Source organism: Longimicrobium terrae (assembly GCF_014202995.1).
GTDB classification, from domain to species: Bacteria; Gemmatimonadota; Gemmatimonadetes; order Longimicrobiales; family Longimicrobiaceae; genus Longimicrobium; species Longimicrobium terrae.
Genome location: NZ_JACHIA010000001.1, coordinates 719093 through 742417, shown reverse-complemented (window position 1 = coordinate 742417; position 23325 = coordinate 719093). Strand labels below are relative to the sequence as shown.

The window sequence follows — 23325 nt, the reverse complement described above, 5'->3', positions numbered from 1 at the left end:
GAGGACGGAATTCACCTGATGCGCCCGCCGGGGCGGTGAACGGCCGGTTCCGGTAAACCACAGAGGAAGTCACATGCAGCAGCAGGAAGATCGGGAAAGCGACATCGCCGTCGTGGGAATGAGCGGTCGCTTTCCCGGGGCCCGCGACACGGATGAATACTGGAAGAACCTGAGCGCGGGGGTGGAATCCATCACCTTCTTTGCGCAGGACGAACTCGTGCGCGCGGGGATCGCGCCGGAGCTGCTGCGCGACCCGCGGTTCGTGGGCGCGCACGGCGCGCTGGACGACGCCTTCGCCTTCGACGCCGGTTTCTTTGGCGTAAGCCAGCGCGAGGCGCAGGTGCTGGATCCGCAGCACCGCGTGTTTCTGGAGTGCGCCTGGGGCGCGCTGGAAGACGCGGGCGTGGACCCGGCGCGCTTTGCCGGCGACATCGGCGTGTACGCGGGCTCCGGCTTCAGCCCGTACCTGTCGTGGGTCATGGCGGACCCCGAGATCGCGTCGTCGGTCCCGGGCGAGCTTGCCGTCTTCAGCAATGACAAGGACTTCCTCACCACCCGCGTGTCGTACCGCCTGGGGCTGCGCGGCCCCAGCGTGGTGGTGCAGACGGCGTGCAGCACGTCGCTGGTGGCCATTCACCTGGCCTGCCAGAGCCTGCTGAACCGCGAGTGCGACGTGGCGCTGGCCGGCGGCGTGTCCATCTGGCCGGACCAGGTGGGCGGCTACCTGTACCAGGAAGGCGGCATCAAGTCGCCGGACGGGCACTGCCGCTCGTTCGACGCGGACGCGGCGGGCACCATCGTGGGCTCCGGCGCCGGCGTGGTGGCGCTCAAGCGGATGGTGGATGCACTGCGCGACGGCGACACCATCCACGCGGTGGTGCGCGGCTCCGCCATCAACAACGACGGCGCGGAAAAGATCGGCTTCACCGCGCCCAGCGTGCAGGGGCAGGCGCGGGCCATCACCGAAGCGGTCGCACTGGCCGGGGTGGATCCGTCGGAAATCTCGTACGTGGAAACGCACGGCACGGCCACGCCGCTGGGCGACCCCATCGAGATCGCGGCGCTGCGCAGCGCGTTCGGCCCGGCGGCAAAGGCCTCCGTCGCGCTGGGCGCGGTCAAGAGCAACATCGGGCACCTGGACACGGCGGCGGGCGTGGCCGGCTTCATCAAGACCGTGCTGGCGCTCAAGCACCGCGCCCTGCCGCCCACGCTGCACTTCCGCTCCGCCAACCCCGAGACGGGGCTGGACGATTCGCCCTTCTACGTGAACGCCCAGCTCCGTCCGTGGGAGAGCGATGGCGCGCCGCGCATGGCCGGGGTGAGCTCGTTCGGCATCGGCGGCACCAACGCGCACGTGGTGCTTGAGGAAGCGCCGGAGGCCGCCGCCCCGCCCGCCACGGACGCGCCGCAGCTCATCGCCTTGAGCGCGCGCAGCGAGGCCGCGCTGGAACGGATGCGCGCCAACCTGGCCGCCCACCTCGAGCAGAATCCCGGTCTCGCGCTGGCGGACGTGGCGTACACGCTCCAGGACGGGCGCGCCGAGCACCCGTACCGCTGGGCCGCCGCCGCGCGCGACGTGGATGCCGTGCGCGAGGCGCTGGCCCGTCCCGCGTCCGCCGCGCGCAGGGCCGCCGGCCGCACGCCGCCGGTCGCCTTTCTCTTTCCGGGGCAGGGAAGCCAGTACGCGGGAATGGGGCGCGAGTTGTACGAGCGCGAGCCCGTCTATCGCGCGGAGATCGACCGCTGCGCCGCCCTGCTGGCCCCCGCCCTGGAGATGGACCTGCGCCACGCCCTCTTTCCCGCCGCGGGCGGCGAAGACGAGGCCAACGCGCTGCTGCGGGAAACGCGCATCACCCAGCCCGCGCTGTTCGTGACGGAGTACGCGCTGGCCAGGCTGTGGATGAGCCGCGGCGTGCAGCCGGAGTCCATGCTGGGCCACAGCATCGGCGAGTACGTGGCCGCCTGCCTGGCCGGCGTGTTTTCGCTGGAGGCGGCGCTGCGGCTGGTGGCGGCGCGCGGGCGGCTGATGCAGTCGCTTCCCGCCGGGGCCATGCTCGCCGTCCCCATGCCGGAAACGGAACTCGCCGCGCTCCTTCCCGCCTCGCTGTCGATGGCCGCCGTCAACGGCGCGGCGCACTGCGTGGTGTCGGGCGGGATGGCGGAGATCGACGCCATGGAGGCGCTGCTGGCCGGGCGCGGCGTGGATGCGCGCCGGCTGCACACCTCGCACGCGTTCCACTCCGCGGCGATGGAGCCCATCCTGGCCGCCTTTGCCGGGGAAGTGCGCGCCGCCCGTCCGGCCGCGCCGTCCATCCCCTTTCTGTCCAACGTCACCGGCGACTGGATCACCGCCGCGCAGGCGACGGACGCCGGGTACTGGGTGCGCCACCTGCGCGAAACCGTCCGCTTTGGCGACGGCGTGGCGCGGCTGCTGGAAGACGCGGACCGCGTGCTGCTGGAAGTGGGCCCGGGCGAAACGCTGGGCACCTTTGCCCGGCGCAGCGCGGGCGGCGCGGGGCGGGTGATCGTCCGCAGCCTGCCGCGTCCGGACAGGCCGGCCCCGGCGGACCTGGCCTTTCTGGACGCCGCGGGCGCGCTGTGGGCCGCGGGCGTGGCGCTGGACTGGTCCGCGCCGCGCGGGGGCCAGGCGCGACGCAAGCTTCACCTTCCCACCTATCCGTTCGAGCGCACGGTGCACCGGGTGCAGCCGCGCGCAGCCGCTTCGCCCGCGCCCGCCGCGGAGACGCCCATGCCGGACCCCGTGCGTTCCGACGCGCCCCGCTCCCCCGAACTGACGCAACCGCCCGTGCACACCGAACCGACCCGGCTTTCGGGACGCCTGTCCCGGATCGTCCTTCACCTGACGGAGTCCTTTGCCCGCCTGCTGGGGACGGGGCCGGGGGAGATTGACCCCGCCGCCGAGTTCCTGGACCTGGGGGCCGACTCGCTGCTGCTGATGCAGCTGAGCCGCAACGTGGAGACGGCGTACGGCGTGCGCGTGCCGTTCCGCCGCCTGCTGGGCGAGTTGGCGACCATCGACGCGCTGGCGGAGCACCTGGAGGGCGAGGTGGCCGCGGACTTCGCCCTCCCGGGCGAAGAGCCCGCCGCGCCCGCGCCGGCGGAAGCGGTGCACGATGCCCCCGCGGCTCCGGTGAACCAAGTCCCGGCGATGGCGATCGTCTCCGCGCCCGCCGCGGCGCAGGCGCAGGCGCAGGTTCAGGTGGCCGCGGGCGGTTCGGCCATGCAGGACCTGTTTGCCCAGCAGCTCGCCATCATGCAGCGGCAGCTGGAGCTGATCAGCGGCGCGCCCGCGGCTCCGGTCCTTGCCAGCGCCGGTGTGACGAACGGCGGCGCGTCGAACGGCGGCCTGTCCAACGGCGGCCTGTCCAACGGCGGTGCGACGAACGGCGGTGCGACGAACGGCGGCGGGGGGAACGGCCATCATCCCTCCACCAACGGCCATCATCCGCCCGCGCGGCTGGAGCGCGTGCAGGCCGCGCTGGAGACGGCGGACAGCGCCACGCCGGAAACCGCGGCGGCGCCGGCCACGCACGGCCCGCACCGCCCCGTGAGCGCCACCATGGGGCAGGGCGGGGGATTTGATGAACGGCAGGAGGCGCACTTCCGGTCGCTGGTGCAGCGCTACACGCAGCGCACCCGCGGCAGCAAGGAGTACGCGGCCCATCACCGCCCGCACCTGTCCGACAACCGCGCCGCGCTGGGCTTCCGCCTAGCCACCAAGGAGCTGCTGTACCCCATCGTGGGCGAGCGCAGCCAGGGCTCGCGCCTGTGGGACGTGGACGGCAACGAGTACATCGACTTCACCAGCGGCTTCGGCGTTCACTTCTTCGGCCACCGCCCGGACTTCATCGTCGCCGCGGTAGAGGAGCAGCTGCGCCGCGGCTTTCACACCGGGCCGCAGTCGGACCTGGCGGGCCCCGCGGCCGAGCTGTTCCGCGAGCTGACCGGGATGGAGCGCGTCACCTTCTGCAACACCGGCTCGGAAGCGGTGATGACGGCGCTGCGCGTGGCGCGCGCCGCCACCGGCAGGGACCGCGTGCTCATGTTCGAGACGTCGTACCACGGCTGCTTTGACGGCATCCTGGCCCGCCCCGTTCCCGGCAAGGCCGCCGCGCCGCGCTCGCGCCCCGTGGCGCCGGGCACCACGCAGGGGATGGTGGACGACATTGTCGTTCTGCCCTACGGCGCGCCGGAAACGCTGGAGTACCTGCGCGCGCACGCCGGCGAGCTCGCGGCGGTGCTGGTGGAGCCCATCCAGAACAACAACACCGGCAACCAGCCCCGCGAGTTCCTGCACGAGGTACGCGCGCTGACGGAACGGAGCGGGACGGTGCTGATCTTTGATGAGATGATCACCGGCCTGCGCATGGGCCACCGCGGCGCTCAGGGCCACTACGGCATCGAGGCGGACCTGGCCACCTACGGCAAGGTGATCGGCGGCGGAATGCCGGCGGGCGTGCTGGCGGGCAAGGCGAAGTTCATGGACGCCATCGACGGCGGACAGTGGTCCTTTGGCGACGACAGCTATCCCGCCGCCAACCAGACCTTCTTCGCGGGCACCTTCTGCAAGCACCCGGCGACGATGGCGGCCGCGTACGCCGTCCTCACGCACCTCAAGGAGCAGGGTCCGGCGCTGTACGACCGGCTGCACGCGCGCATGGACCGCTTGGTGGCCGGGCTGCGCGCCGTGCTGGCGGAGGAAGACGTGCCGGTGGAGGTCACGCACGCGCACTCGTCGTTCCGCTTCGTGTTCCGCCCGCAGGACCCCTTCGTGGACCTGCTGTTCTACCACATGCTGGAGCGCGGGATCTACGTCTGGGAGGGCCGCGGCTGCTTCCTGAGCACCGCGCACACGGACGAGGACTGCGACGCGCTGGTGGATGCGCTGCGCGACAGCATTCACGCGCTGCGCGACGGCGGATTCCTTCCCCCGCGCCCGGGCGGCGAACCGGTGGATGGACATTCGATCGCGCCCGCCGCGGCGCGGGGACCGCGCACCTTTGCGCTGACCCCGGCGCAGAGCCAGGTGTGGGTGCACGCGCAGTTCGGCGATGAGCAGTCGCGCGCCTACAACGAGCATTTCGTCATCGGGGTGCGCGGCGCGCTGAACGTGGGGGCGGTGCGCGCGGCGGTGGCGGACCTGGTGGCGCACCACGAATCGCTGCGCACCGTGTTCGACGCGTCCGGCGAGGTGCAGCACGTCCTCCCCTCGGTCGACATCCCCCTGTTCGTGAACGACGCGCCGGCCGGGGCGTCCGGGCCGGAGCAGCTGGCGCACGGGGTGGCCGGCGTGTTCGACCTGGAGACGGGGCCGCTGTTCCGCGTGTACGTGCACGGCAACGGGCCGGAGCACACCGTCCTTCAGTTCGTGGTGCACCACATTGCCGCGGACGGCATGTCGCTGGACCTGCTCAAGCGCGACCTGGAAACGGCGTACGAGGCGCGCAGCGCGGGGCGGGCGCCCGTCCTTCCGCCGGCCATGCAGTTCAGCGAGTACGAGCGGCTCTTTGCGGAGCACGCGGAATCCTACGCGGCGCGCGAGGCGGAGTGGCTGGCGGGCTTCGAGGGCGCGGGGCCCACGGCGCTTCCGTTCGACCGGCCGCGCGCCCTGTTCCCCACGCAGCGCGCGGGATACACGGCGTGGTGGCTGCCCGCGGACGTCTCGGCGCGCATCCGCGAGCTGGGCCGCCGGCAGGGGTGCACCCCGTTCATGACGCTGACGGCGGGGCTGCTGGCCACGCTGCACCGCGCCACGGGGCAGGACGACCTCGTCCTGGGCATCTCCTCCTCCGGCCGCCCGTTCACCGGGAGCGAGTCGCTGGTGGGGCACTGCGTGGACGTGCTCCCCGTCCGCAGCCGCGCCGAGGGTGATATCGGCGCGCAGCGCTTCATGAAGCAGGTGCGCGGCTGGCTGCTGGACGCGTACGAGCACGAGGTGTTCGCCTACGGCCGCCTGCACGAGAAGCGTCAGGGCCGCCGCGACCCGTCGGCCGCGCCGCTCATCTCCGTGGAAATCAACATGGAGCCGGGCGCGCCGGGCGGTGACGGAACGCCGCGCTTCGCAGGGATGGAGATGGCGCCGGTGGAGGGCTTCGGGCCCGCGTTCACCCGCTGGGACATCCACATCGACGCGGCGGACACCGGCAGCGAGTTCATCCTGCACTGCACGTTCAACGCGGACCTGCTGGAGCAGTCCACGGTGGAGCGGCTGATGGGGCAGATGGAGCGCGTGCTGGACCAGATGGCCGCCGCCGACGTGCCGCTGGCCGAGCTGGACCTGCTGGGCGCCGCCGGGCGCGGCGAACTGCTGGACGCGGGGAAGGGCGCCGAATCCGCCGTTCCCGCGGACGCGACCGTGCACCGGATGTTCGAGGCGCAGGCCGCCCGCACGCCGGACGCCGTGGCGCTGGTGTGCGAGGACGAGAGCTTCACCTACAGCGCGCTCAACGAGCGGGCCAACCGCCTTGCCCACCACCTGCGCGGGCTGGGCGTGGGGCCGGATGTGCCCGTGGCCATGCTGCTGGAGCGCGGCCCGGAGATGATCGTCGCCCTGCTGGGGGTGATGAAGGCCGGCGGCGCGTACGTGGCGCTGGACACCGGCTATCCGGCGGAGCGGCTGGCCTTCATGCTGGCGGATTCCGGCGCCGCGGCGCTGATCACGCGCGGCGCGCTGGCCGGCCGCGTGGGCGCCGGTGCCGTACCGGTGGTGCTGCTGGACGAGTCCGCGGCGTTCGCCGGAGAAAGCGCGGAGAATCCCGAGGGCGGCGCCGGGGCGGAGCACCTGGCGTACCTGGTCTACACCTCCGGCAGCACCGGCCAGCCCAAGGGCGTGGCGGTGGAGCACCGCAACCTGTCCAACTACCTGTTCGGCCTGCGCGACACGCTGGGGCTGGAGCCCGGCGCCAGCTACGCCACGGTTTCCACGCTGGCCGCGGACCTGGGCAACACCGTCGTGTTTTCCGCCCTCGCCTGGGGCGGCACGCTGCACGTCATTGCCGAAGCGCGCATTCTGAGCGGCGACGACGTGGCCGAGTACTTTGCCCGGCACCGCATCGACTGCCTCAAGATCACCCCGTCGCACCTGGCCGCGCTGCAGACCGGCGGCGATCCGCGCCGGGTACTGCCGCGCCGCTGGCTGGTGCTGGGCGGCGAGGCCTCGTCGCTCCCCTGGGTGGACGAAATTGTCCGCGCCGCGCCGGAGTGCGCCGTCTTCAACCACTACGGCCCCACGGAAACCACCGTCGGCGCCCTCACCTTCCGCGTCACCCCCGATCGTCCCGATACGCAGTCCCGGACGCTCGTCCTCGGCCGCCCGCTTCCCAACTACCAGGTGATGGTGGTGGATACGGGGCTGCGCCCGGTGCCGGTGGGCGTGCCCGGCGAGCTGCTCATCGGCGGGGCCGGCGTGGCGCGCGGATACCTGCGCCGCGCGGAGCTGACGGACGAGCGGTTCATCCCCAATCCCTTCGGCGCGGGACGGCTGTACCGCACCGGCGACCGCGCGCGCCTGCTCCCCGACGGCAACGTGGAGTTCCTGGGGCGCATGGACCAGCAGGTAAAGGTGCGCGGCTTTCGCGTGGAGCCGGGCGAGGTGGAAGCGGCGCTGCGGGCCCGCCCCGGCGTGCACGACGCGGCCGTGGTGGCGCGCCCCGACGCCGCGGGCGAGGTGCAGCTGGTGGCGTACGTGGTGGGGACCGCCGAGGCGGGCGCGCTGCGCGCCGAGCTGGGCCGCACGCTGCCGGAGTACATGGTGCCCTCGGCGTTCGTCTCGATGAACGTCCTTCCGCTCACCGCCAACGGCAAGGTGGACCGCGCCGCGCTCCCCGCGCCCACGGCCGCCGCGCACGCGGTCACGCGCTTCACCGCGCCGCGCACGCCGGTGGAAGAGGTGCTGGCCGGCATCTTTGCGCAGGTGCTCAAGCGCGACCGTGTGGACGTGCACGACAGTTTCTTTGCCCTGGGCGGGCACTCGCTGAACGCGACGCGTGTGCTGGCCCGCGCCAAGGGCGTGCTGGGCGTGGCGCTCAAGCCGGTCGATCTGTTCAACGCGGAGACGGTCGCCAAGCTGGCCGCGCATGTGGAGAGCATCCGCGCCGCGGCGTCGGGAATCGCGCCTCCCGTGCTCCCCGGCCCGGACGCGGAAGAACCCGCCGGCCCGAAGATCGTCGGGCCGCGCACGCCGGTGGAGGAGGTGCTGGCCGGGATCTTTGCGCAGGTGCTCAAGAAGGACCGCGTGAGCGTGCATGACAGCTTCTTTGAGCTCGGCGGCCACTCGCTGAACGCGACGCGCGTCCTCGCCCGGGCCAAGGGCGTGCTGGGCGTGGCGCTCAAGCCGGTCGACCTGTTCAACGCGGAGACCGTCGCCAAGCTGGCCGCGCACGTGGAGAACATCCGCGCGGCGGAAACGGGGATCGCGCCTCCCGTGCTCCCCGGCCCGGACGCGGAAGAAGTCGCGGAACCCAAGTTCGTGGCGCCGCGCACGCCGGTGGAAGAAGTGCTGGCGGGAATCTTCGCGCAGGTCCTCAAGATCGACCGCGTGAGCGTGGATGACAGCTTCTTCGACCTGGGCGGCCACTCGCTGAACGCGACGCGCGTGCTGGCCCGGGCCAAGGGCGTGCTGGGCGTGGCGCTGAAGCCCGTCGACCTGTTCAACGCGGAGACCGTCGCCAAGCTGGCCGCGCGGGTGGAGCAGATCCGCGCCGCGCAGACGGCGCCCGCGCCCGCCGTGCTCCCCGCGCCGGAACCCGCCGCGCAGGCCTTCGCTGCCCCGCGCACGCCGGTGGAAGAGGTGCTGGCCGGGATCTTTGCCGACGTGCTCAAGGTGGAGCAGGTCAGCATCCACGACAGCTTTTTTGACCTGGGCGGCCACTCGCTGAACGCCACCCGCGTGGGCGCGCGGGCCCGGGCCGTGTTCGGCACCCCCATCAAGCCGCGCGATCTGTTCGAGGCGCCCACCGTGGCCGGGCTGGCGGCGCGGGTGGAGGGAATCCGCCGCAAGCAGCAGGGCCTGCTGCCCCCGGTGACGCCGGTGGCGCGCACGGACGCCATGCGCCTGAGCTTCGCGCAGGAGCGGCTGTGGTTTCTTGATCAGCTGCAGCCGGGCAGCGCCGCCTACAACCGTCCCATGGCGCTGCGGCTGAACGGCGCGCTGGACGAGCGGGCGCTGGGCCGCGCGCTGGACGAGGTGGTGCGCCGCCACGAATCGTTGCGCACCGTGTTCGTGGAGCGCGATGGGGTGCCCATGCAGGTCATCAACCCCGCCTCCACCTTCGTCCTGAACGTGACCGACCTGTCGGGGATGGAGGAGGATGAACGAGAGGCGGAGGCGCTCCGTCTGGCATCGGACGAGGCCAACCGCGCGTTCGATCTGTCGGCCGGCCCGCTGTTCCGCGGCGGGCTGCTGCGGCTGGCGGCGGACGAGCACGTTCTGCTGCTCACCATCCACCACGTGGTGAGCGATGGATGGAGCCTGGCCGTGCTCTTCGGCGAGCTGGCGGCGCTGTACGGCGCCTTCCGTGATGGACGGCGGGCGGAGCTTCCCGAGCTGGTGGTGCAGTACGCCGACTACGCCGCGTGGCAGCGCGAGCACCTGGCCGGCGACGCGCTGGAGAAGCAGCTGGCCTGGTGGACGGAGCGGCTGGCCGGCGCGCCCGCCCTGCTGGAGCTGCCGACGGACCACCCGCGCCCGGCCGTCCCCACGCACCGGGGCGCGTACGAGCAGGCGTCGTTCCCCGGCCTGGCGCCGCGGCTGAACGCGCTCGCGCGAAAGGAAGGCGCCACGATGTACATGGTGCTGCTGGGCCTCTTCCAGGTCCTGCTCGCCAAGTACGCGGGGACGGAGGACGTGGTGGTGGGCAGCCCCATCGCCGGGCGCACCAGCCCGGAGGTGGAAGGGGTGATCGGCTTCTTCGTCAACACGCTGGCGCTGCGCACGCGGCTGGACGGCGACCCCACCTTTCGCGAAGTGCTGGGACGCGTGCGCGAAATGACGCTGGCCGCGTACGAGCACCAGGAGGTGCCGTTCGAGAAGCTGGTGGAGGCGCTGCACCCGGAGCGCTCGCTGGCCCACTCGCCGCTGTTTCAGGTGATGTTCACCATCGACTCGGCCACCGGGTCGGAGCCGTCGGGGGTGGTGCTGCCGGGCCTCCGGGTGCAGGACCTCACCCAGGGCGCCGACGCCGTCAAGTTCGACCTGACGCTGCACTTTGCCGAAAGCGCCACGGACCTGTGGGCCAGCCTGGGCTACAGCACCGAGCTGTTCCACCAGGGCACCGCTGAGCGCATGCTCCAGCACCTGGAGCAGACGATGGAGCAGGTGGCCGCCAATCCGGAGCTGCGGCTGTCGCAGCTGGAGCTGCTGAGCCCCGCGGAGCGCACCCGCGTGGTGCGCGAGTGGAACGATACGGACGCCGGGCCGGCGGACGTGTGCGTGCACACCCTGTTCGAGGCGCAGGCGGAGCGCACCCCCGGCGCGGTGGCCGTGCGCGCCGGTGAGCGCGACGTCACCTACGCCGAGCTGAACGCGCGCGCCAACCGCCTGGCGCACCACCTGGTCGCGCTGGGCGTGCGGCCGGACGCGCGGGTGGCCCTCTGCATGGAGCGCGGGGTGGAGATAGCCGAGGGGCTTCTCGCCATCCTCAAGGCCGGCGGGTGCTACGTGCCGCTGGACCCGGACTATCCCGCGGACCGGCTGCGGCAGATGATGCTGGACAGCGCCCCCGCCGCGCTGATCGCCCACACCCCGGTGGACGGCGTGCTGGACGCGCTGACGGCGGGGATGGACCTGCCCGTCATCCGCCTGGACGCGGACGCCGCGGCGTGGGCGGAGCTGCCGGAGACCAATCCGGAGGTGGAGGTCACGCCGGACCACCTGTGCTACGTCATCTACACCTCCGGCAGCACCGGCCGCCCCAAGGGGGTGATGAACCAGCACGCCACCGTGGCCAACCGCGTGGCGTGGGCGAGCCGCGCCTTTGCGCTGGGCGCCGCCGACGCCGTGCTGTGCAAGACCTCGCTCAACTTCGACGGCCACGTCCGCGAGCTCTTTCTTCCGTGGAGCGTGGGCGCGCGGGTGGTGATGGCGCGCGCCGGCGGGCAGCGCGACCCCGGCTACATGGTGGACGTCATCCTCCGCGAGCGCATCACCACGGTGAACCTCGTCCCCACCATGCTTCAGCTGCTGCTGGAGTATCCGGAGTTCGAGCGGTGCACCGGGCTGGCGCGCATCCTGTGCGGCGGCGAGGCGCTGCCGGGCGCGCTGCTGGAGCGGTTCCGCGAGCGCTTTGCCGGCACCGCGCTGCACAACCTGTACGGCCCGTCCGAGGCGGCCACCGCGCTGTCCTCGCTGCACTGCGGCGCGGAGCAGGCGCGGGCCACCGTCCCCGTGGGCCGGCCCATCGCCAACACGCGCGTCTACCTGCTGGACCCGGCCGGGCGGCCGGTGCCGGTGGGGGTGGCGGGCGAGCTGTACATCGGCGGGACGGGGGTGGCGCGCGGCTACCTGGACCGCCCCGCGCAGACCGCGGAGCGCTTCGTTCCCGATCCGTTCAGCGCGGAACACGGCGCGCGGCTGTACCGCACCGGCGACCTGTGCCGCTGGCTGGCGGACGGCGCGGTGGAGTTCCTGGGCCGCAACGACTTTCAGGTCAAGGTGCGCGGCTTCCGCATCGAGCTCGGCGAGATCGAGGCGCGGCTGGACGAGGCGGCGGGCGTGCGCGAGGCCGTGGTGATGGGGCGCCTGGACGCCACCGGCCAGACGCGGCTGGTGGCCTGGTACACGGGCTCGGACGAGGCGGATGCGCAGTCGCTGCGGGCGCACCTGTCGGCGCGGCTGCCGGACTACATGGTTCCCGCCGCGTACGTGCGGCTGGAGCGGCTGCCGCTGACGCCCAGCGGCAAGCTGGACCGCGGCGCCCTTCCCGAGCCCGGCGGCGACGCATTCGCCACCCGCGGCTGGGAAGCCCCGGCGGGCGAGGCCGAGACGGCGGTGGCGGCCATCTGGGCCGACGTGCTGGGGGTGGAGCGGGTGGGGCGGTGGGACCACTTCTTTGAGCTGGGCGGCCACTCGCTGCGCGCCGTACAGGTGGTGTCGCGGGTGCGGCAGGAGATGGGGATGGAGGCGGCGCTGGGCGACGTCTTTGTCTACCCCGTGCTGGCCGACTTCGCGCTGGCGCTGGGGCAGGCGCTGCGTTCGGAGCTGCCGGAGATTGAGCGCGCGCACCGCGACGAGCGGCTGGACCTGTCCTTCGCGCAGCAGCGGCTGTGGTTTCTGGACCGCATGGGAAGCGCGGGCACCGCGTACCACGTTCCCGCGCGGCTGCGGCTGCGCGGCGAGCTGGACCGCGAGGCGCTGGGCCGCACGCTGGACCGCATCGTGGAGCGGCACGAGACGCTGCGCACCGTGTTCGCGCAGGAAGAGGGCGAGCCGGCGCAGCGCATCCTTCCCATCGACGAAAGCCGCTTCCAGTTGGCGTTCGAAGACGTGTCGGACCACGCGGACCCCGCCGCGGAGCTTCGCCGGGCGATGGCCGAAGAGGTGGCCGCGCCCTTCGACCTGGAGCGCGGGCCGGTGATCCGCGGGCGCCTGCTGCGCCTGGCCGCGGACGACCACGTCCTCCTCATCACCATGCACCACATCGCCTCCGACGCGTGGAGCATGGGGCTGCTGGTGAACGAGCTGGGCGTGTACTACCGCGCCTTTCTGCGGGGCGACGCCGATCCGCTGCCGCCGCTGGCGGTGCAGTACGCCGACTACGCCGCCTGGCAGCGCCGCTGGCTTGACCGCGACGTGCTGCAGCGGCAGGTGGACTACTGGAAGCACACCCTGGCCGGCGTTCCCGAGGTGCTGGAGCTGCCCTCGGACCGCCCGCGGCCGGCGCACCAGGACTTTGCCGGCGGGCGCGTGCGCTTCACGCTGGACGAGGCGCTGACCGCCGGGCTCAAGGCGCTGGCCCGCCGGCACCGGACCACGCTGTACACCACCCTGCTGGCGGGATGGGCCACGGTGCTGGGCCGCCTGTCGGGGCAGGCCGACCTGGTGGTGGGCACCCCGGCGGCCAACCGCGGGCGGCGCGAGATCGAGGGGCTCATCGGCTTCTTCGTCAACACGCTGGCGCTGCGGATGGACCTGTCGGGCGCGCCCACGGTGGCGGAGCTGCTGGGCCGGGTGAACGCCCGGGCGCTGGACGCGCAGCAGCACCAGGACATCCCCTTTGAGCGGGTGGTGGAACTGGTGCAGCCGGCGCGCAGCCTGTCACACTCGCCGCTGTTCCAGGTGATGTTCGTCTGGGAAAACACCCCGGGCGGCACGCTGGATCTTCCCGGCCTGACGGTGGAAGGGGTGGAGGGCGGCGAGCAGCTCATCGCCAAATACGACCTGTCGCTCTTTGGCGAAGAGTCCGGCGGCCGCATCCTGGGCGGCGCCACCTTCGCCACCTCGCTTTTCGACGCGGCGACGGTGGAGCGGTGGATGGGCTACCTGCGCAACGTGCTGCGCGGCATGGTGGAAGATGAGCGCCAGCGGGTGGATGCCATCCCCCTGCTGCCGGAGGCGGAGCGCCTGCGGCTGGTGGACGAGTGGAACCGCACGGAGCGCCCGTATCCCGCGGACGTCTGCCTGCACGAGATGTTCGCCGCGCACGTGGCCGGGCGGCCGGACGAGGTGGCCATGGAGTGGGGCGAGGTGAGCCTGACGTACGCGCAGCTGGATGAACGGACCAACCGCCTGGCCAACCACCTGGCGCGGCTGGGCGTGGGCCCCGACGCGCGGGTGGGGGTGATGCTGGAGCGCGGGCCGGAGCTGATCATCTCCATCCTGGCCGTGCTCAAGGCCGGCGGCTGCTACGTGCCGCTGGATCCCTCGTATCCGGCGGAGCGGCTGCGGATGATGCTGGCCGACGCGGGCGCGTCGGTGCTGGTGACCATGGGTAGCTCCGGCGACGCGGCGGCGGAGGGGATGCGGACGGTGTCGCTGGACGGCGACGCGGAGGTGATCGCCGCGGAGTCCGCGGACACGCCGGCCAGCGGGGCCACGGCCGAGAACCTGGCCTACATCGTCTACACCTCCGGCAGCACCGGCCGCCCCAAGGGTGTGATGGTGAGCCACCGCAACGTCGTCCAGCTGGTGGTGGGCACGGACTACGTGCGCTTTGCCCCCGGCGACCGCATCGCGCAGGCCAGCAACGCCAGCTTCGACGCGCTGGCATTCGAGACCTGGGGCGCCTTGCTGAATGGCGCCACCCTGGTGGGCATCGGCCGCGACGTGCTGCTGTCGCCCCCCGCGCTGCGCGCGTTTCTGCGGGAGCGCCGTGTCACCACCCTCTATCAGACCACGGCGCTGCTCAACCAGCTGTCGCGCGAGCAGCCCGACATCTTCGACTCGCTGCGCGAAGTGCTGTTCGGCGGGCAGGCGGTGGACGCGGACGGCGTGCGGCGCATTCTGGCCGGCGGCCGGCCGCAGCGCCTGCTGCACATGTACGGGCCCACGGAAACCACGGCGTGGTCGTCGTGGCAGCAGGTGGAACACGTGCCGGAAGGTGCCACCACGGTTTCCGTGGGGCGGGCGACCGCCAACCAGCGCGTGTACCTGCTGGACGGGGCACTGCAGCCGGTGCCGGTGGGCGTGCCGGGCGAGGCGTACGTGGGCGGCGAAGGCGTGGTGCGCGGCTACCTGGACCGCCCCGGGCTCACGGCGGACCGCTTCCTCCCCGATCCCTTCGCCGCCAAACCGGGTGCGCGGATGTACCGCACCGGCGACCGGCTGCGGTGGACGGCGGAGGGGACGCTGGAGTTCGTGGGGCGCGTGGACGAACAGGTAAAGATCCGCGGCTTCCGCATTGAGCCGGGCGAGGTGGAAAACGCCCTGTGCGCCCACCCCTGGGTGGACGAGGCCCGCGTGATTCCGCGCGAGGACGAGCCGGGCGAGCACCGGCTGGTGGCGTACGTGGTGGGCGAGGTGAACGCGCACGAGCTGCGCGAGTTTCTGGCGGAAACGCTGCCGGAGTACATGCTCCCCGCCGCCTTCGTGGTGCTGGAGCGGCTGCCGCTGACCCCCAACGGCAAGCTGGACGTCAGGGCGCTGCCCGCGCCGGAGTACGCCGGGGGCGAGGACCGCTACGTGGCCCCGCGCACCCCGGTGGAAGAGGCGCTGGCGGCGATCTGGGCCGAGGTACTGCGCGTGGACCAGGTGGGGGTGAACGACCACTTCTTCGGGCTGGGCGGCCACTCGCTCCTCATCATGCGGCTCATCGCCCGCGTGCAGGGCGCGTTCGGGCTGGAGCTTTCCATCCGCACGGTGTTCTCGGCGCCCACGCTGGAAGCCATGGCGGCCGAGATCGAACGCAAGGTCTACGAGGACATTCTGGAAATGACGGATGCGCAGGCCCAGCAGCTGGCCGAACTGAACCCTGTAGCGGGAGACTGACGGTGAGTATTCAGGACAAGGACCTCGCGCGGCCGGAGCTCAGCGCGGCCAAGCGCGCGCTGCTGGAGGCCCGCCTGTCGGGACTGCACCGCGCGGCGGTGGTGGAGCCCCGCGCCCCGGGGGTGGAGGTTCCGCTGACGTTTGACCAGGAGCGGCTGTGGTTTCTGCACCGCCTGGGGCAGGGCGGCTCGGCGTACAACATCTACACGGGAATGCGGCTGCACGGCACGCTGGACGCCGTGGCGCTGGAGCGCGCGCTGGGCGAGGTGGTTCGCCGGCACGAGGCGCTGCGCACCGTCTTTCACGAGGTGGACGGCATCGCCCGGCAGGTGGTGACGCCCTTTGCCGGCTTCACCCTTCCCGGCGACGACTTCTCGGAACTGGACGCGGCGGAGCGCGACGCCCGGCTGCGCGCCCGCGTGAGCGAGGTGGCGGGAAGCGTGTTCGACCTGGAGCGCGGCCCGCTGCTGGCCGCGCGCCTGGTTCGCATGGGCGACGGCGACCACGCCCTGCTCCTGTGCGTGCACCACATCGTCACCGACGGCGGCAGCCTGCAGCTGATTCTGGACGAGGCGTGGACGCTGTACGACGCCTGGTCGCGGGGCAATCCGTCTCCGCTGAAGGAGCCGCTGCTGCAGTACGGCGACTGGGCCGTGTGGCAGCGCGCCCAGTCGCAGCGCGACGCGGAAACGAAGCACCTGGGCTACTGGCGCGACCGGCTGGCGGGCGCGCCGGAGCTGCTGGAGCTGCCGGCGGACCACTCGCGCCCGCCGCTCCCCTCGTTCCGCGGCGCGCGCGTCCCCGTCAACGTCTCCGCCGACGCGGCGGAGCGGCTGCGCGAGCTGGCCCGCGCGGAGGGCGCCACGCTGTACATGGTGGTGCTCGCCGGCTTCAAGCTTCTCCTGGGCCGATACAGCGGCGCGGACGACATCGTGGTGGGCACCCCCATCGCCGGGCGCACCCGCAGCGAGGTGGAGCAGGTCGTGGGCCTCTTCATGAACACGCTGGTGCTGCGCACCGACATGTCGGGCGACCCCACCTTTCGCGAACTGGTGGGCCGCGTGCGCGAGACGGTGCTGGGCGGCTACGAGCACCAGGACGTGCCGTTCGAACGGGTGATCGCCGAACTGCGCCCGGAGCGCTCGCTCAGCCACTCCACCCTGTTCCAGGTCCTGTTTCAGCTGGACACCGCGGGCGAGGGCGGCGTGCCGTCGTTTGGCGGAGTGCAGGTGCACCAGATGCCGCGCGAGGCGGATACGGCCAAGCTGGACCTCGCGCTGATGCTGCACGCGCACGCGGGGGGCATCACCGGCGGCCTGCAGTACAGCACCGACCTGTTCGAGCGGGGCAAGGCGTCGCGGATGATGGAGCACCTGGAGCGGCTGCTGGAGCAGGCGGCCGCCTTTCCCGACCGCCGCGTGTCGCGCCTGAACCTGATGAGCCGCGAAGAGCGCAAGCGGCTGGTGGGATGGAACCGCGTCACCGCCCGCTACCCGTCGGACCGCTGCATCCACCAGCTGTTCGAGGCGCAGGCCGCGGAAACGCCGGACGCCCTCGCCCTCGCTTTCGGGGATGAATCGCTCACCTACGCGCAGCTGGACGCGCGCGCCAACCAGCTCGCCCGCCACCTGCGCGGCATGGGCGTGGGGCCGGAGGTGCGCGTGGGCGTGTGCCTGGAGCGCAGCCTGGAGCTGCTGGTGTGCATCCTGGGGGTGATGAAGGCCGGCGGCGCCTACGTGCCCATGGACCCCGCGCACCCCGCGGAGCGCATCGCCTACCTGCTGGACGATTCCGGCGTGGGCGTGCTGCTGACGCAGGAAAAGCTGTGCGGCCGCATTCCCCCGCGCGAATCCGTCGCCGTGATCGCCGTGGACACCGCGTGGGACCGCATCGGCACCGAGAGCGCGGAGGCGGTGGAAAGCGGCGTCACGAGCGAGAACCTGTGCTACGTCATCTACACCTCCGGCAGCACCGGCCGGCCCAAGGGCGTGGCCATGCACCACCGCGGGGTGGCCAACTACATCCACTGGGGCATCCGCTTCTACGGCGCGGACGGGGGCAACGGCGCGCCCGTCTTTTCCTCCATGGCGGTGGACCTGACGGTCACCAACCTCCTCCCCCTGTTCGCCGGGCGCACCGTGCGCCTGCTGCCGGAAGAGTCGCCGGTGGAAGCGCTGGCCGGCGCCATCCGCGCGCGCCCGGGCTTCGGGCTCATCAAGATCACCCCCATCCACCTGGGGCTGCTGAACACCATGCTGCGGCCGGAGGAGCTGGCTGGCGCGGCGCGCACGCTGGTGATCGGCGCCGACTTCCTTTCCGCCGAGCCCACGGTGCTGTGGCAGGAGCAGGCGCCCGGGGTGCGGCTGATGAACGAGTACGGGCCCACGGAGACGGTGGTCGGCTGCTCGGCGTACGTGCTTCCCACGGGCAAGCACCTGTCGGGCCCGGTGCCGGTGGGCCGCGCCATCCAGAACCTGACCTTCCAGGTGCTGGACGTACACATGGAGCCGGTGCCGCTGGGGCTGCCGGGCGAGCTGTACATCGGCGGCGCGGGGGTGGCGCGCGGCTACCTGGGGCGCCCCGCGCTCACGGCGGAAAAGTTCGTCCCCGATCCGTTCACCGACAGGCCGGGCGAGCGCATGTACCGCACGGGCGACCGCGCGCGCTGGCAGGCGGACGGCAACCTCATGATCCTGGGCCGCACCGACAACCAGGTAAAGGTGCGCGGCTACCGCGTGGAGCTGGGGGAGATCGAGGCGGTGCTGCGGCGCCGTCCCGAGGTGCGCGACGTCCTGGTGGTGCTGCGCGAAGACCGGCCGGGCGACAAGCGGCTGGTGGCGTACGTCGTGGCGGACGCGGCCGACCCCGCCGCGCTGCGCGAGTACCTGCGCGAAAAGCTGCCGGAGTACATGGTTCCCGCCGCGTTCGTGGTGATGGCGTCGCTGCCGCAGACCGCCACCGGCAAGCTGGACCGCCGCACCCTTCCCGCGCCGGACTACGGGCGGGCCGCGGCGGGCGCGGGCGACGCGGGCGAGCCGGAAAGCTTCGTGGAGGCCCAGGTGCTCCAGATCTGGGAAGAGGTGCTGGAGGTGGACGACATCGCGCCCACGCAGAACTTCTTTGAGCTGGGCGGCAACTCGTTCCTGGCCCTGCGCCTGGTGGCGCTGGTGAACCGCCGCCTGGGCGGCGACCTGCCGCTGGCCACGCTGTTCGCCGGCGGCACGGTGCGGCACATGGCGGAAACGCTGGAGCAGCAGCGCACCGCCGCCCCGGTCGCCCCGGAGGCCATCGTCCCCATGCAGCCGGGCGGATCGCTGCCGCCGCTGTTCTGCGTGCACCCGGCCGGCCGCAGCGTGGCGGGCTACGTGAACCTGGTGCGCCACCTGGGCCCGGACCAGCCGGTGTACGGCCTGCGCGACGTGGGCGAGGATCTGTCGCGCCCCATCCCCCAGATCGCCCGCGAGCACGTGGAGGCCATGCGTGCCGTCCAGCCGGAGGGCCCGTACCACCTGCTGGGCTGGTCGTTCGGCGGATTCGTCGCGTACGAGATGGCCATTCAGCTGCAGCGCGCGGGGGAAACGGTGGCGTTCATGGGGATGCTGGACACCCTGTCGCCGGAGCTGGTGCACGCGTGGCCGTGGACGGACGACCTGGACCTGATCGTGGGCTCCGCCAGCGACGTGGCCGCGCTGAGCCGCAAGCCGTTCACCCTGCGCCGCGACGAGCTCGAGGGACTGCCGGTGGACGAGCAGGTGCGCCGCGTGGCCGCGCAGCTCCGCGAACAGGGCGCCGCGCCGGCGGACTTCGAGGAATCGTCGCTGCGCGAAAACTACGAGACGCTCAATGCCCGCATCCGCAGCCGCGCCGGCTACGTGGCGGAGCCCTTCCAGGGCACGCTGACCCTGTTCCGCGCCAGCTTCGTCAAGGAGCGGTGGATCGAGTTCTTTTCCGCCTACTCGGAAGAGGAAAAGACCACCATGGGGTGGTGCCGCCACACCCCGGACGTGGAGGTGCGCCCCGTTCCCGGTGCGCACGTCACCCTGGGCTCCGAGCCGCACGTGCGCGTGCTGGCGCGGCAGGCCACGGAGGCCCTCGCCCAGGCGCGGGCGCGGGTGAGCCGGGCGGAAGGCGGGGCGGATGCCGCACGAGGCTGAGCGCGCCGCGCCCCCGCGGATGATGGACCTGTCCCGCTGGCGCGCGCTGGGCGGGCTGCTGTGGAGCGCGTCCCGCTGGCGGGTGGCCTTCTTTGGACTCGTCGTGGCGCTGGTGGGGCTGCTGCCCACGGCGGTGGTGCTCACCACCGGCGCGCTGATCCAGGCCATTCCGGGCGTGATCCGCGACGGGCTTCAGGGCCCCGGCGGGACGCCCGCGCTGCTGGCGCTGGCGGGGCTGGCCGTCGGGCTGGCGGCGCTGGCCGTCGGCGGCAACGTGATGTCGCAGCAGGCCGGGGTGCTGGATTCCGACCTCGCGCTGGAGGTGCACCACACCGTCGCGCGCATGACGCTGGAAACGCCCGGCGTGGCCCCGCTGGAAGACCCCGCCGTGGCCAACGAGCTGGAGGCGGTGCAGGATGCGGAGCGGCGCGGCGTGCTGCAGCGCCCCGTGACGCAGCTGGCGGGGGTGGTCACCGCCCGGCTGCGCGGGCTGGGCGCGTTCGCGGTGCTGCTGGGGTTCCGCTGGTGGGCGCCGCTGGTGCTGTTCATCGCCTGGCAGCTCACCAACCGCGTGTACCTCACCGCCATGGAGCGCGGGCTGAGCGCCAAGTCGGGCCCGGGGGCAGAGCGGCTGCGCCGGTCGGAGTACCTGCGTTCGCTGGCCGTGGAGCCTGCCGCCGCCAAGGAGATCCGCGTGTTCGGGCTCGCCGGGTGGTCCGTGGGCCAGTACGGCGACGCGTGGATGGAGGCGCTGGAGGTGCTGTGGGCCAACCGCCGCGCCAGCCGCCGGCTGAACGCCGCCGCCATCGTGGCGCTGGGCGTGTCGCACGCGCTGGTGCTGGGCGCGCTGGGAATGGCCGCCAGCCGCGGCGAGGTGGCGCTGGCCGGGCTCTTTGTCTTTGCCCAGGCCGTGCTGGCGACGGCGGACCTGGGACTCATTGGCGACGCGCAGAACTGGACCTCGCAGACGCTGCACCTGGCCGGGCGGCTGACCGCCCTTCGCGAGCGCCTTCCGGGACACCGCATGCCCTCCGGATCGATCGGCGCGGTCCCGGCCGCCGCGGCGGACGGCGAGCCGTCGGAGGGGTCGATGGACGGCGTCCGCGCGGCGCCGGCGGGCGGGGCGGTGGCGCTGCGGCTGGACGGCGTGCGCTTCACCTACCGGGGGCGCGTGCTTCCCACGCTGGACGGGCTGACGCTGGACGTTCCCGCCGGGCAGTCGCTGGCCGTGGTGGGCGAGAACGGGGCGGGCAAGAGCACCCTCATCAAGCTGCTGTGCGGGCTGTACGAGCCGGACGGCGGGCGCATCACGCTGGACGGGGGACGCACGCCGCAGCAGTCGCGCGGTCGCATCGCCGTCATCTTTCAGGACTTCGTGCGCTACCGCCTGCCCCTGCGCGAAAACGTGGGTTTCGGCCACCTGGGATTGATGAACGACGCCGCCGCGCTGGAAGGTGCGCTGAGGGACGCTGGCGGAAAAGAGCTTCTTGAGCGACTTTCCTGCGGATGGGATACAGTCCTTTCCCGCGAGTTTCAGAATGGAGCAGATCTGTCCGGCGGGCAGTGGCAGCGCGTGGCGCTGGCCCGGGCGCTCACGGCGGTGCGCGGCGGGGCGGGGCTGCTGATTCTGGACGAGCCCACCGCCGCCCTGGACGTGCGCGCGGAGACGGAGCTGTTCGAGCGCTTTCTGGAACTGACGCGCGGCATCACCACCATCCTGGTCTCCCACCGGCTCAGCAGCGTGCGCCGGGCGGACCGCATCGTCGTCGTCGACGGCGGCCGCGTGGCCGAGGACGGCACGCACGACGAACTCATGAAGGCGGGCGGATTGTACGCGACCATGTACTCGCTGCAGGCGGACCGGTTTGCCGCGGCGCCGGACGGGGACGCGGCGGAGCGGGAGGTGGAGCATGGGTGAGCACTGGCGCTCGCTGCGGCTTCTGCTGCGCACGGCGTGGCGCACGGACCGCTGGCGCTCGCTGGCGCTGCTGCTGGAACCCGCGGGCTTTCTGCGCTTCGCCCTGTTCGCCTGGTGCCTCAAGCTGATGGCCGACGGCGCGGTGCGGCACGACGCGCGGATGCTGGCGGCCGGCGCGGCGGGGATCACCGCCACCCGCGTGCTCTGGTTCGTGGGATTGTGGACGGGAAGCTGGATCCGCATCGGGCTCACCGAGCGGGTGGGCTTCGCCTTCGACCGCGAGATCGCGCGGCTCACGTCGGAGCTGCCCGGGGTGGAGCACCACGAGCGGCCCGACATTCAGGACCGGCTGGAGATGCTGCGGCAGAAGCAGGGCGTGCTGGGCAACTCGCTCAACACCCTCATCAACACCGCCAACGCGGTGGTGGCGGGGGTGGGCACCCTGGTGGCGCTGGCCTTTGCCAGCCCCTGGCTCCTGCTGCTGGTGCCCTTTGCGCTCCCGGTCATTCCCATCTCCACCGTGCAGCAGCGGTGGTACCGCGACGCGGAAGACCGCTTCGCCGAGCCCACCCGCCGGGCGCGCCACCTGCGCGCGCTCACGGTGGACCGCAACGCGGGAATGGAGCTGCGCGTGTTCGGGCTGGAGGCGGAGATCCTGTCCCGCTTCCGCCGCACCTGGCGCGAGTCGTGGCGGGGAACGCACGCCGCCGACCGCCGCGCCGCGCTGCTCAACAGCGCGGGCGAGCTGGTCTTCATGGCCGGCTACCTGGGCGCCGTGCTGCTGATGCTGTGGCGCGCGGGGCAGGGCCGGGCCACGCTGGGCGAGGTGGTGATGGTCGTCTACCTGGCGCAGCAGGTTCGCGGCGCGGTCATGGACCCCATCTGGAAGGTGGCCCGCCTGGGCGAGGCCCTCCGCGCCGCCAGCCGCCTGCTCTGGCTGCAGGACTACGCCGGCGGCGTCGGCCGCGGGGGAGACCGCCCCGCCCCCGCGCGCCTCGCGGAAGGGATCGTCTTTGAGAACGTCTCCTTCCGCTACCCCGGCACCGGCCGCTGGGCGCTGCGCGACGTGTCGTTCCGCATTCCCGCGGGGAGCGTGGTGGCGCTGGTGGGGGAGAACGGCGCGGGCAAGACCACGCTGGTCAAGCTGCTGTGCCGCATGTACGAGCCGACGGAGGGCCGCATCCTGGTGGACGGCGTGGACCTGGCCGGCATCGGGGTGGACGCGTGGCGCGAGCGGCTTTCCGCGGCGTTCCAGGACTTTGCGCGCTTCGAGCTGACGGCGCAGCGCACCGTGGGCGTGGGGCACCTGCCCCGGCTGGACGACCGCGCCGCCGCCCGCGAAGCGCTGGAGCGGGCCGGCGCCGCCGACGTGCTCACCCGGCTGCCGGACGGCGCGGAGTCGCAGCTGGGCGGGCGGTGGGAGGGGGGCGTGGACCTTTCCACCGGGCAGTGGCAGAAGCTGGCGCTGGGCCGCGCGCTGATGCGGCAGGACCCGCTGGTGGTGTTTCTGGACGAGCCCACCGCCAGCCTGGACGCCATGACCGAACACGCGCTCTTTGAGCGCTACACGAACGAAGCCCGCTCCGGCGCGTCGCGCGGCGCGGTGACCCTGCTGGTGTCGCACCGCTTCAGCACCGTCCGCGGGGCCGACCTGATCCTGGTCATCGACGGCGGCGGCGTGGCGGAGCTGGGGCCCCACCACGAGCTGCTGCTGCGTGGCGGGCTGTACGCCGAACTGTACCAGCTTCAGGCGAGGTCGTACGCATGACCGCGCCGCGCACGAACCACTCCCTTTCCTCCTCAGGGGCCGA

At 72.7% G+C, this 23325-nt stretch carries 4 protein-coding genes; all 4 read left to right on the top strand.

The features are described from left to right. The first annotated feature begins 73 nt into the window (after positions 1-73). Genes HNQ61_RS03420 through HNQ61_RS03405 form a run of 4 tightly spaced genes read left to right on the top strand, consistent with a single transcriptional unit; the run spans position 74 to position 23282 of the window. Positions 74-15442: a non-ribosomal peptide synthetase/type I polyketide synthase gene (locus tag HNQ61_RS03420; protein ID WP_170031856.1), complete on the top strand. Its 15369-nt coding sequence runs from the start codon at positions 74-76 to the stop codon at positions 15440-15442. A gap of 2 nt (positions 15443-15444) precedes the next feature. Then, positions 15445-19596, top strand: a complete 4152-nt coding sequence (locus HNQ61_RS03415) for an amino acid adenylation domain-containing protein (RefSeq protein ID WP_170031854.1) — start codon at positions 15445-15447, stop codon at positions 19594-19596. After that, entirely contained in the window at positions 19580-21514 is a 1935-nt protein-coding gene (locus HNQ61_RS03410; RefSeq protein ID WP_205761165.1) for an ABC transporter ATP-binding protein, read from the top strand. The genes HNQ61_RS03415 and HNQ61_RS03410 overlap by 17 nt, the downstream gene beginning before the upstream one ends. Next, positions 21507-23282 (top strand): ABC transporter ATP-binding protein, encoded by a 1776-nt coding sequence (locus tag HNQ61_RS03405; protein WP_170031851.1) that lies wholly within the window; start codon positions 21507-21509, stop codon positions 23280-23282. The genes HNQ61_RS03410 and HNQ61_RS03405 overlap by 8 nt, the downstream gene beginning before the upstream one ends. Positions 23283-23325: the final 43 nt, after the last annotated feature.

What these genes read in the sequence shown, in the direction of transcription:
- HNQ61_RS03420 (WP_170031856.1), top strand. Translation starts at nt 74, where the DNA reads ATGCAGCAGCAGGAAGATCGGGAAAGCGACATCGCCGTCGTGGGAATG.
- HNQ61_RS03410 (WP_205761165.1), top strand. Translation starts at nt 19,580, where the DNA reads ATGCCGCACGAGGCTGAGCGCGCCGCGCCCCCGCGGATGATGGACCTG.
- HNQ61_RS03405 (WP_170031851.1), top strand. Translation starts at nt 21,507, where the DNA reads ATGGGTGAGCACTGGCGCTCGCTGCGGCTTCTGCTGCGCACGGCGTGG.